Consider the following 12,659-nt stretch of genomic DNA (forward strand, 5'->3'; position numbering starts at 1 on the left):
TAGCTGGCTTTTGAATTTGTGCTGTATCTCAAATGATAATGACGCGTGTCCGGTAGGCTGTACGCGGGCACAGGATACTGTAATCACCGATAAAAAGCGCCGGTTAAAACCGTACATTCTTGGTGCCGTGGTGCTTGTCGCGGTCGCTTTATCTGCCCATGCCATTATCTCCACCGAGACGGTTTCTCAGTCGGTGGACAAATCGTCATTGCAGATAGCTACGGTTAAACTGGGCGAATTGGTTCGGGATATTGCTGCCACTGGTCGAATCGTTGCGGCCAACGCCCCACAGGTTTAAAGCCCGAAATAAGGCCTCGCATTATGCTGTGATAGCAGAAGCCCATCATGGGCAAATCGCCCTGCAAAACCGCCAGGACGGCGGCTTGCGGGTGCGGGTTATATTACCCGCCCAGCAATAGGTCAACGCATATCACGCCATCAGATGTGTTTTTCATCTTTGGAGAACACGCGGTATACCCAGACGAAAAAGTATGGCGCGAAAAATACCACAAAGAGTGTGGTGGCAGTAATCCCCCCTAGCACCCCAATACTGATCGCATTTTGGGCACCGGAACCCGGCCCGGTGGCAAAGGCCAGCGGCATTACCCCTAAAATAAAGGTCAGTGAGGTCATCAGAATGGGCCGCAAGCGCTGCTTGGCAGCGGTTAAAGCGGCATCAAAGGCACTCATGCCTTCATTCACATTGTGCTGGGCAAACTCCACAATCAGGATGGCGTTTTTCGCAGCAAGCCCGATGGTCATCAGCAGGCCCACCTGAAAATACACATCGTTGGACTGCCCGGTCAGCCAGGTGGCCAGTACCGCGCCCAGTATCCCGAACGGCACCGTCAGCATAATTGAGAGCGGTATCGCCCAACTTTCATACAGGGCCGCCAGAATCATGAATACGGCAATAACGGTAATGCTGTACAGCAGCATGGTCTGATTACCGCTTTGCTTTTCCTCATAGGACAAGCCGGTCCAGGCGATATCAATGCCTTTGGGTAAAGATTGCGCAATACGCTCAACTTCCTGCAGCGCCTCGCCAGAACTGATACCCGGCGTAGTCGAGCCCTGGATTTCCCGGGATGAGCTGCCATTAAACCGGGTGAGTTTGGGCGGGCCATAAGTCCACTCGCCGGCGGCAATTTCTTTCAGCTGGACCATGCCCCCGCTTTCGTTTCTTACATACCAGTCGTTAATATCTTCGGGCAACATCCGGTACTGATCCTCGGCTTGCACATAGACACGTTTGATTCGCCCGTTTTCAATGAAATCATTGACATACGTACCACCCAGCGCGGAACTTAACGTCTGGTTGATGGTGGATACGGGAACGCCCAGTGCACGGGCTTTGATCGTATCCACATCCAGATTGTATTGCGGGTTATCTGCCAGCCCGTTAAAGCGAACGGCGGTTAACATCTGGCTCTGATTGGCTTTGCCCAAAAACTGATTGGTCGCCTGAACCAGGGCTTCATGGCCCAGACCGGCTTTATCAATCAGCTGGAACTCAAAGCCACTGGCATTACCCAGTGCGCTTACCGGTGGCGGAATCAGTGGAATAATCATGGCATCAGATACACCAGAAAGCGCTTTTGCGGCTTTTTCCTGTATCTTAAAGACACTTTTCTCCTGTCCCCGGGCCTCCCAGTCACTCATCTTCACAAATGCGATACCCACATTTTGTGCCTGACCTGAAAAACTGAAGCCGGCTGCGGTAAATAGCCCTTCCACAGCACCATCCGTGTTATCCAGATAGAAATCTTCAACCTTCTCAATCTTGTCGCGAGTCTGTTGCAACGTCGTGCTCGGTGGTCCGGTAACCAGTGTGAACATTCGTCCCTGATCTTCTTCAGGTAAAAATGAGGTGGGAATACGCAAGAATATAAACACTGCCACCGCGATTACAATGAAAAAGATGATGGGTAGAATGAACCGATTATTCAGCGTGTTCTCCAGTACCCGGCCGTGACCGGCACGCATTTTATTGAAGCCGCGGTTGAACAGTCCAAAAGGCCCGGTATGCTTTTCTTCCTTGCCCTGCTCTAAAAAAATTGCGCACAGCGTGGGTGATAACGTTAGCGCCACAAACAGTGACAGGCCCATCGCCACTGAAATCGTGATGGCAAACTGACGATAGATCACACCCACAGAACCATCAAACAAGGCCATTGGTAAAAATACCGCCCATATCACCACAGTGGTTCCCAGCAGCGCCGAAGAAATTTCTTTCATCGCCAGTCGTGACGCTTCTTTAGGCGACAGGCTTTCATCTTCTTCCAGCTTGCGCTCGGCATTTTCGGTCACAACAATGGCATCATCCACCAGCATGCCGATAGCCAGTACCAGCGCGAACAACGTCAGCACATTAATGGAATAATCAAACACCAACAAAAAGGCAAACGTCCCCAACAACACAATGGGAATAGCGAGGGCAGGAATGAGCGTGGCGCGAAAGGTTTGCAAAAAGACGTAGATAACAACAATAACCAGGATCACCGCGATAACCAGCGTCTCTACCACATTTAAAATCGATGCCTCTATGAACGGTGATATATCAATGGGATATTGCACTTCCAAGTCATCGGGAATGATACTGTCGAAATCTTTCACCCGGGCTTTAACATTCTGAATCGTTTCCAGTGCGTTAGCCGAAGGTGAAAGCTCTATGGCGATGCCCGATGCGGGCTTGCGATTCCAGCGCCCTATCACCCGATAGCTTTCCGCGCCGATTTCAATCCGAGACACGTCCCCCAGGGTCACATGGGAACCATCTGTATTCACCGACAGCAGGATTTGTTCAAATTCCTGCGGACTGGAAAGCAGCGTTTGTGCGGTGATAGTGGCGTTTAACTGTTGCCCGTCGACCGACGGTGCGCCGCCTATTTCGCCAGAGGCTAACTGAACATTTTGCTCCTGAATGGCATTTATTACATCCAGCGTGGTGATATTAAAGTTATTCATGGCGTGTGGATCAAGCCAGATACGCATTGCGTGTTCAGGACCAAAGGTCTGGATCTGACCAACCCCATTCACCCGGCTAAGCGGTTCTTCCAAATTAGAAACCAGAAAGTCGGATATATCATTTCGGCTCATATTGCCGCTTTTAGAGAAAAAGGCGACGATGAGGGCATAACTGCTTCCTGCCTTTTCTACCGACACCCCCAACTGTTGCACCACCGGTGGTAAAGAGGACTGGGCTTGCGACACCTTATTTTGTGTCTGCACCTGCGCAATATCAGGGTCTGTGCCCGGCTCAAAGGTCAGCGTAATAGATGCCGTACCTGCCGAAGAGCTTTGCGATTGAATATAGCGAAGATTATCGATACCAGTCAGGTTCTTTTCGATAACCTGAGTGACCGTATTCTCAAGGGTTTGGGCCGAAGCGCCTGGATAACTGGCCGATATCGACACTTTAGGCGGCGCGATATTCGGGTACTGCTCCAGCGGCAAGCTCAGAACACCGAAAATGCCGGCACCAACTATCAGCAGCGCGACTACAATTGTGAATATAGGACGAGCAATAAAAAACCTGGAGAACATGGTTTAGCGCCCGCCAGATTGTGCAGAGGACTCTGCTGAATTATTGCTCTGGGGCTGCCCGCTGGCTTTTTTCTTATTGGCCAAATCACTTGGCTTTACTGGCGCCCCTGGTTGAAGGTTCATCGTTCCTTCAACAATGACAAGATCGCCCTCCTCAAGCCCATCTTCAATCACCCACTGGTCTTTATAAGCTACGCCGGTTCTGACCTGACGCTTTTGCGCTTTATCGCCACTACCTACGACCCATACATGCTTGGTTCCGCCATTGCCAATCTGAACACTTTTTTGCGGCACCACCAGCGCTTTGGATGATGCAAGATCTTCTATGGATGCCCGTACGAACAACCCTGGTAGCAGCTGATTATCCGGATTGGGAAACACAGAGCGAAGACGGATGGCACCGGTTTGTTCATCTACAGCAAGATCGGTCGCATCCAGCTTGCCTTTATGTGGGTAAGGCTCCCCTGATTCTGAAAAAAACAGGCTTACCTGAAAATCTGTATTTTGCTTTTGCTGAATTCTGGACTCGATTAACCGCGCTTTAAGCTTTTGCGCATCACCCACCGATTGCGACAAGTCGACATACACAGGATCAAGTTGCCGGATAACGGCCAGCGGTTCCTGTTGTTGTTGGGTAACCAGCGCGCCCTTGGTTACCCGTGAAGGACCAATAAAGCCACTGATAGGCGCATACACTCTGGTATAGGCCAGATTAATTCTGGCTGTTTTTACCGCCGCTTCAGCCTGGCTGACCGACGCCTGGGCTTGTTTGAGTTGCATTTTAGCAGTATCAAACTCTTGCTCGCTTAACACCTTTTGTTTTACCAGGCCGTCATAGCGATTCACCACTGCTTGTGTATTTGCCACCGCGGCATTAGCGCTTTCTAAATCTGCCTGCGCCATCTCCAGATCGGCCTGATAGCGGGCCGGATCTATCTGATAAAGCTGTTCGCCTTCTTCAACCAGAGAGCCTTCCTCGAAGAGGCGGGCCTGAATAATGCCACTCACTTGTGGGCGTATTTCTGCCACACGGTAAGACACCACCCGACCGGGTAGCTTTTGGGTATAGTCAATTTTCTCAGGCGTAAGGCGAATAAAGCCCACCGGCATCGCCTGTTTCTGATCACCTTGTTGCCCGGCCCCCGCACCAGCACCCTGCCCTTTCGAGTCATCATTGTCGCTGCAACCAAAAAGCGATGTGAGACCGAAAAGAATGAAAGTGAATGTTGCCCTGCGAACCATCGATTTATACGACAAGTCGCCAACGTTTAACCAACGCGCCATGTTTTAGTGCCTGTTCAGCCTGATATTCTTACGACACCGGAAGAAGCACCGGCTCATGAATTGATTTTTAAGACGAATCAGCTACTTGCTACGCTGAACAAAAATAAGCCGATCACGATTGTGAAGATGACATTTTTGACAGACATAGCATCTATCCGGTTGGCGCACAAAAAAAGCCCGGCGCAATCAGCTTGCTTACCGGGCTTGCATGTCAGTCAGCCTGATGATTTTATGTTAGGGGAAATCCGCCTCGATGCGCTCCAGCAAAATCTGATTGTCATCATCAGAGACAAAAGCGCCATTGATTTGTAATGCGATTCGCTCGATGTTGGCTATCACACCAGCATCGTTGCTCTGAGGATTGAACGTGACCAGATTACTGCCCGGTGACAACGGCTCGACAGCACCGTAAATTCGGACATAGTCTGGCGCGCCAGTTTGCACATACCCTTGAACGCTGAGATCCGCCGTTCCCGGCGTACCATTTACCCGCAATGTGAAAGTAATGGTCGCATCGGTATAATCGCGACTTCCTACCTGCAATATATAGTTGTGGGTTTCACTGGTACTATTTGGCTGCAGACTAACAGCCTGCTGGCTAGACTGATAAGTTACCGAGGCATCCGTTCCGAATTCACCCTGCATACCTTCATCATTATCAGCAAAATCATAAATAACTGTTTCTGCCGAAGGAATGACCGTCGGTATCTCCAGTCTGACATGGGTCATTGCAACACTTTGTGTATTACCGTTGGATAATGGCCCGTTGAGCTGCACGCCCAGTCGCTCGACAATGGTCAGGTCGCCTGCAGCATTGTCCTCTGGCGCAAAAGAGATAACATTTTCTCCCGCTTGTACGGCTACCGCATCGCCATAGATTCTGGCATAAGCAGGTGCTCCGGTTTGCACAAACGGTTGAATTGTCAATCCGCCCTCCGCTTGCTCCTCGGTTACATTAAATGTGTAAGTTAACGACGCCCCGGTCAAATCAGACAGACTCACTTCTTCAATAAAGACCTGTTCGTTGCTGGCCTGCCAGTCCGGTTCCAGTAACGCTGCCGGCGTAATATTGTCATAACTTACTGATGCAGACGTGCCATAATCTCCGCGCCATCCCTGTACACCTTCGGCAAAGTTATACTCTATGACAGTGGGTGGGAGATTATCGCCGGGCACGATGATCTGGACCTGACGGGCAAAGCTGGTGTACTGGCCTTCCTGAACCTGAACATACAGATTATAGATTCCCGGTACCAGGTCGTCAGCTATCGTTAATTGCCCAGTAGTTGCATCCAGTGCAAAGCGTCCATCCTCATTGCCGCCTAATACTGCCCACATCACATCGCTTTGTGCAGTGTGCGCATTACCTGATGCATCAAATGAGGTGAAGTCAGCTATTTGCGTTCCGACTTCTGTCGTTTCATCAATGGTTATTGTGCCAGGCTGATTAAACTGAGGCGCAACTTCACGCACGTAACCTTTAAGCCACTTCAACGCTGGCTTTTCAGCTCCGTTGTCATACGCCAGTATGGCGCCCTGCGCTTCACGCCAGTGGCCTGGTAAATAACCCCATACGGTGATACCTTCGATGGCCGGATGATTCCAGTACATGGGAAATAGCCGCTGATACTCAAGCAGTTGAGTCAGTTCATCAGGGCCGTCAATATCCAGCTCGGTCATGTAAATATCTAACCCGGTTTGCTGGTCAATACGATCAACATTGTTACGCTGGGTTTCCAGCGGTCCGGTGGTTGAAAATGCATGCCCCTGAAAGCCAACAGCGTCAATGAGGTCGCGTGATTGCAGCAGGTTCGCCAGATCAATGACCTTTTGCGTACGCTCGTTGGAGTTCACCACACTGTACTCATTGAACATCAACTGGGTCGAAGATGGAAAAATGTCTCTGGCCATTTGAAACGCATTAACAATCCAGTCGTAATCTGACGCTTTTTGAGCTGCATCCGCTGGACTATCACCCTGATCAATAAAATAGGCTTCTACCTGAGTGGTTGTTTCAGGATTAAACAAGCGCAGGCCGTCGACATAATCAGGTCTGTCGTTCTGGCCATCCGGTGGAGCATTATCGAACTCATTAACGACTTCTATAAAATCAATATCCGGATAGCGAGCATTCACCAGTTCAAACCACTCACGAATTTCTGACAACTGGTCCGCAGGTTTCAGATCGCTTATCCATCCCGGCTGCTGACTGCCCCATACCAGCACATGATGCTTGTAAATGAAGCCATTATCTTTAGCAACCTGGTATGCCTCGTCCAGTGCGGCCCAATTATATTCATCGCGAGCCGCCTCAACAGATCCCCATTTCCCTGCATTTTCAGGGGTGACCTGATTCCAGTAGGCTTCAAAATTGGGACGCTGCGACCCACAGCAAACGCCACCTAAAAATTTATCCTTACCCTGTGCCAGAGGCGGACCTTCAGGTTCAAAAGGCTCAGGAGGAGGCAACCGTTCACCTGGCGCACCGTTTTCCAGTTGCTCGACGGTATAGGTTACGCCTTCAGGGGCAAACACAAATTTATCAATATCCAGGCCATCCTCACGGCCTGCGTAGCGGAAAATAGCAGTGGTATTATCATTTTCCACACTATACTGGCCATCAGAGATTTTCACCCATCGGAATGCTCCGGGCGTATCGTCACCGCCGGTATCCACTATCGCGCCGGGCGTGTATCCATCTTCACCGGGCGCAGCGTATCCCAGGATGCTATTAACGAGTACCCAGCCCTGGTTGTTTCCCAGGCCCTGTGCAATATAGAAACTGTCGTCATTGTCTCCTGCCGGGCCAATGCGGACCCTGGCATAAAGCGTATAGTCACCGGCCGATTCAAAACTTACAGCAAGTTCGCCGACCCGGTTGTCATTGGCCGGTTCATCTACACCATTAACACTGGCGGTAACAAACTGCGGCGGCCCTGCTTCTATGCGCATGTCCGCGCCTAAGAAGTTAAGTATTGCGCTCTGCCCGCCTTCTGCCTGTGCATAAACGCCTACATCCGGGTTATTTTGCTCAAGGATCGGGGTGTAAGTCAGCCGCTTGCGTTGCAGTTCAAACTGCAAGTTTATCGCCAGTGACTCCCCCGGATTAAGGGTCTCAGCGTCAATCATTACATAGGGTATACCGGAATCGGTATACCCATCAGCTTCTACCAGCGGGATGGAAGTGTCGGTAATCAGGATCCTAAGCGGTCCGGCCAGGGCTTCATCCCCACCATTAGACAGGGTTACCACCGAGTTGTAGACCCGGTTTACCCGATCTAAAGAGGCCCGGGCCGAGGCTAATTCCAGCGAGCTATCCGCCTGGATCCAGGCAGCATGCGCCATGCCGCTGCAACTAATTAGTGCAGAAAGAAGTGTAGTTTTAAACAAATTGTTCATAACGCACTCCGTTTACCCGTCCGGTTACGCGACCCCGCAGCTATGCCAGCTAATCCTAACCCGAATAAGGCAAAAGTCAGAGGCTCATTGACCGATGCCATATTCACCGAGTTGATTGCAACGTTATCAATTTGCAGGAAGGAGGCGCCAAAGTCGGTCATGTCCGTTGCATCTGCGCCGAGCAACAGCTGAAACTCGAGAGTAAGGGCATCCCAGGAAGCCAGCATATCATCCAGCATGACTTCAACATTATAGCTTTGCACACCATCAATATCCGCTTCAAGCAGGCTACCCAGTGTGCCATTTGCGTTATAGTAGGCACCAGTGCCATCACCCAGCCCCACTACAAAGTAGTCAGCGACGAAGCCCTGGTCCTGGCTGGTCAGTTCTGAGTTAACATTAAGATCAAAACTAAGCAAATACTGCGTGTCAGCCATCAGATCCACTCCCTGGAAAAGGGTATTGGCAAAAAACGCTTGTGTCTCCGGGCCATCAACAGTCAGCTGAGCAGCACAGTTGGGCGCGCCAACCTGCTGAAAATCATTACCGGCAGCAAGTTCGCCAACACCATCGGTATCTTTCTGCCAACCGGCGAAGCTGCAATCAGAAAAGTCCCCATTAGAGATAAGATTGGCCTGTGCCTGGTGAGCCGAGGTCAGCGCCAGAAGCAGGCAAGCTAAAGTAGATTTTTTCATTTATTTCTCTCTGGTTTCATAATTTTAAGAAGAAAAAACGCCACCTGTACTGCTGAATAAATAATCAGGTATCGTATTACTATCAACCAGAGCCACCCTCTTACATGTACTTTTTTAACATCCCATTAACGTTTTTACGCTTAATCAAAGAACACCAAAACAGGTCAGATCTACCTGTTTTCTTGAGCGGGTGGGGTCGGTTTGATCCTCATAAAACTGGCAAAGCGGGGGATGCCGCGGGCCGTGAAGCCGTAATACTTAAACGTAATCCAGGTGCCTACCGGCGGCGGTGACTGGCGCTGCTCCAGACTGAACCCTGTTCCGATTTTAAAGCGCACGCCCTGTCGGGTTTCTACCAGCAGCGCGCCCATCAGATCGGTGAACTTTCCTTTGCCGGGCAAAAGGCGAATTACCCTTGCCTCGTCATCATCGTATCGCTTTGCCTTGAGTAGTGATGGGGTACGTCCGTTCTCGTACATTGCCTGCTTATGATGCAGCATCAATCCTTCTCCACCCGCTGCAGTTACAGCCTCCAGCTCTGCGTCAAGCGCTTCATTACTTGTCAGAGTGTACTGGGGGATTACAGACAGATACGGACTGCGTGTTTCTGTAACGAGCCTGTTCATCGCTTCCACACGTTGATAAAAAGGCGCTCGCAGTGTCGGCAGGTCGAAAAGCATCAGACGAACCTCACGCCACCGGTTATCCGGCGTTTCAGAGAGCACCACAGAGGCAGTTTCTTCAAACTGGCCGCGCGCTATCCACAGCTCGCCGTCCATGACCGTATCCGGCCACCCTGCGATAAACCAATCTGGTGTGTGTATTTTGTTGCCATTTCTGGTAACCAGCTTTTCACCCGTCCAGCGGGCACGAATGCCGTCAAGCTTTTCGCTGACAAAATACTCACTGACCTTAACCGGCTCAGTAAGCGGTTGCGCCAGTTGCAACGGGTAAGTGACCTCATGTTGACCAGCCCCGTGTGCCGGCACAAGCAGCATCAGCCCGATAATTGTCCATTGAATAAGGTAATTCATAACAATGATTAGCAATGGTAAGAAAGCAGACAGTTTATCGGGCTGCTCAGTGATGAAAACTGTTCACAGGGACGTAAAAACAGAACATGCTTAATTGTGGTAGCGAGGTCTGACGTAAAAAAAAACCGCGCCGATGCGCGGTTTTATAAAATGCCTTGTACAATGTTAGCGCCCTGCCAGTTTCAGCGCTGCATTCACGGCAAAGATATAGGCGCCGCCAAGATTAATCACGTACTCGTTTTCACCCCATAAAAACGGCCAGTTTTCTTTGTTTTCGGGCAGATCCGGCTTCAAAATCAGCACCCCAGGTACGATGGCCCCGCTGATAAACGAGTAATCCGCACGGTTCATGCCATACGCCACTTTTTTGGATACTGTGCCTACGTTTGATACAAATGAAATATCTGAATCGGGATGGGTGCCGTATAAATAGTTTAAAGAACGATAGATAAGGTCCGCATCAAATAACTCCGGAAAGGCGCTGTGCAGGTAATATTGTGTCACAGCCATTTCAAGAATAGTGCCGTTCCCCGCCCAGCCGTGCTCGGTAATTACCACACCGTACGGATTTTGCGAGGTGGCTTTTTGCAACACCGACTGATAGCTTTTTGCCGCATTGCGGATGCGCTTTTTATAGGCGCTATCCATATGCGGCATAGCACGGATCGCCAGCACCGCATTACGGCCAAAGTCAGACTCGATGTACGTCAGTAATCCGTTCACTGCCTTTTGGTACTGTTTATCTTTGGTGGTGATAAGTAGTTCAACTGCGGCTTTAAGTTTTTCCTCTTCCAAGCCACCGCCAGTGGTGTTACCGACTTGAAACATGTCAGGCTTTTTGTCCGCTTCCTGTGCCCAGGCGTTAATCGCGGTTTCACGACTTTCCCTGGCCAGCGCCGGCTTGTAATCCTGAAGCGCTCGGCTGGCTGCAGCCAGCGCCGCCATTGCGCCATAATTTAAGGGAGTAGATTTGGAGGTGAACGCCCAGCGATCGTCAAATACACCACTTCGGGTACCGTCGGATTCCGTTTCTTTCATTCCGGCGTCATAGATGAGGTTATCGGTCATCGTGAGCCCATCACCCAGATGGGTATACTGGCTGATGTCCGGAACGATAATTCCAGGAATGGCATGGCCTACCGCTTTGTACTGCGCAAGTAATGCCAGTGTACCGTGCTCGATTTGTTGCAGGATATCGGGCTTGCCATCAGGCACATGAATATCCACAAACTTGCGCTCGTAATCCACCAGCGTGGTATCACGCTTAAGGTCAAATTCCTCCCACGCCTGGACCAGCGTTCGCACAGTACGATACTGCGTTTGTGTGCGAATATCGTAGTCGCCAGCATCATACCAGCCGCCCACGTTCAAACCTGGTATGTGCTCGCCCGGCTCGTATTGCGTATCAGTGGTCGGTCCCTGGGCGTACAGGTCGAAATGTTCATGATTGACCGGGGCCTGCAGGGCATCATCAAGGTGAGAGGCGCCGTGCCAGACCCGGTATGCTTCATTGACCAAAACATGATCCATCTGCACCGGAAAATAATGGTCCAGTGTTGGATGCCAGGCCTTTTCCAGAGCATCCTCAGCAATGGGAAAGGCAGCCGTTGTGGTCTGCCCGTAGCTAAGCTGATAAAGCCCCGGCTCAGTGATATCGCTGAAATCGAAGCTGGCGTACTGATATCTGGTGTACTGACCTTTTGACTCAGGCTGCGCCTGTTTAACAAGCGTTGAAGAACCATCCGGATTGACCCTGACAAGCCGCGCCTGATGCTTGGTACTGTCGTTAATGTCCAGCTCTATGATCGCCTGCTTTGACTGCTGAGGTAAATACCCCACCTGTGAGTGCCCGATTACCGGGTCTCGCAGCCAGTCTTCATCCGTTGCTGCCGTCAGGCGCCATGTCAGTATATCGCCGGTCTTATCCGCCGGCAGCATCCCTCTGACCACAAACCATCCGTTTTGCGCTTTTGAGCGGCCGTCATACAGCTGCAGCTGCGCATTTTCAGATTCAATAGAAACACGCTTTTGCGCGACTTCCGGCGCAAGCACCAGGTGTTTACCTGTAGCCAGCGGCTCAGGCTCATGCTCACCGATAATTTCTTTCACACCTGTAGGATAAATGGGAAAGGCACCAGCCTGTCCGTCTGCCAGATACGCAGTTTCCATATAAGTGGCGGGCAAAAACTCCATATTAAAGCCGGCCTTGCCAACTAAAGAAGCCGGTAACGGCTTTGCTGTAGACAACGTGATTTGCACGCCGTTATCAATAGGCCGGGCAGAGATTGTATAGGTGAAGTCGTGCTCAGGGTAAGAGAGCGTAGCGCTAATACGATGCGTTTTTTCATCGACCTCACGTTTCACGAAGGTAGGAATAGGATCCCACTGTTCAGGCGTGGCGCTTAACCGCACATCGCCGTTGGTCGCCGTTCGCTCACCAAAATGAATCAGCTCGACGCCACTGATTTTTGAATCACCGAACAGGCCGTTATACCAGTTGCTGAATACAACCACATCCAGACTGGGCTGACTAAAGTACTCTTTATCATTCAGCTCGGGCTTTGCCGCACTGACTACCATCGGGACCACGGATAATGCACTGGCCACGGCCATGACAATCATCGATTTTCGCAAAATAACACTCCACCTTATTTGTTAATGGTATGTTATCGAGCGACGAAAGATATAAAATTATGAATTC

At 50.7% G+C, this 12,659-nt stretch carries 7 protein-coding genes; 1 reads left to right on the top strand and 6 read right to left on the bottom strand.

Going from position 1 to position 12,659, the window contains the following annotated elements:
* Positions 1–10: 10 nt before the first annotated feature.
* Entirely contained in the window at positions 11–298 is a 288-nt protein-coding gene (locus HHX48_RS17200; protein WP_191026571.1) for a hypothetical protein, read from the top strand.
* Positions 299–438: 140 nt separating this feature from the next.
* Here HHX48_RS17200 and HHX48_RS17205 read toward each other — a convergent pair whose 3' ends face one another.
* From HHX48_RS17205 to HHX48_RS17230, 6 genes are all read right to left on the bottom strand, one after another.
* Entirely contained in the window at positions 439–3,546 is a 3,108-nt protein-coding gene (locus HHX48_RS17205) for an efflux RND transporter permease subunit (protein WP_191026572.1), read from the bottom strand.
* A gap of 3 nt (positions 3,547–3,549) precedes the next feature.
* On the bottom strand, positions 3,550–4,830 hold the full coding sequence (locus HHX48_RS17210; RefSeq protein WP_223858510.1) for an efflux RND transporter periplasmic adaptor subunit: 1,281 nt from the start codon (positions 4,828–4,830) through the stop codon (positions 3,550–3,552).
* A 234-nt stretch (positions 4,831–5,064) separates the two neighbouring features.
* Positions 5,065–8,229: an endo-1,4-beta-xylanase gene (locus tag HHX48_RS17215; protein ID WP_191026573.1), complete on the bottom strand. Its 3,165-nt coding sequence runs from the start codon at positions 8,227–8,229 to the stop codon at positions 5,065–5,067.
* On the bottom strand, positions 8,226–8,924 hold the full coding sequence (locus HHX48_RS17220) for a hypothetical protein (RefSeq protein WP_191026574.1): 699 nt from the start codon (positions 8,922–8,924) through the stop codon (positions 8,226–8,228). The genes HHX48_RS17215 and HHX48_RS17220 overlap by 4 nt, the downstream gene beginning before the upstream one ends.
* Before the next feature lie 170 nt (positions 8,925–9,094).
* The gene (locus tag HHX48_RS17225) at positions 9,095–9,958 is read right to left on the bottom strand and encodes a DNA ligase (RefSeq protein WP_191026575.1); all 864 of its coding nucleotides are present in this window, start codon (positions 9,956–9,958) and stop codon (positions 9,095–9,097) included.
* Positions 9,959–10,123: 165 nt separating this feature from the next.
* Positions 10,124–12,592, bottom strand: coding sequence for a glycoside hydrolase family 9 protein (locus HHX48_RS17230; protein WP_223858512.1), 2,469 nt, complete (start codon positions 12,590–12,592; stop codon positions 10,124–10,126).
* Positions 12,593–12,659 lie beyond the last annotated feature (67 nt).

Origin of the sequence: Salinimonas profundi, assembly GCF_014750655.1 — a bacterium.
GTDB lineage: Bacteria > Pseudomonadota > Gammaproteobacteria > Enterobacterales > Alteromonadaceae > Alteromonas > Alteromonas profundi_A.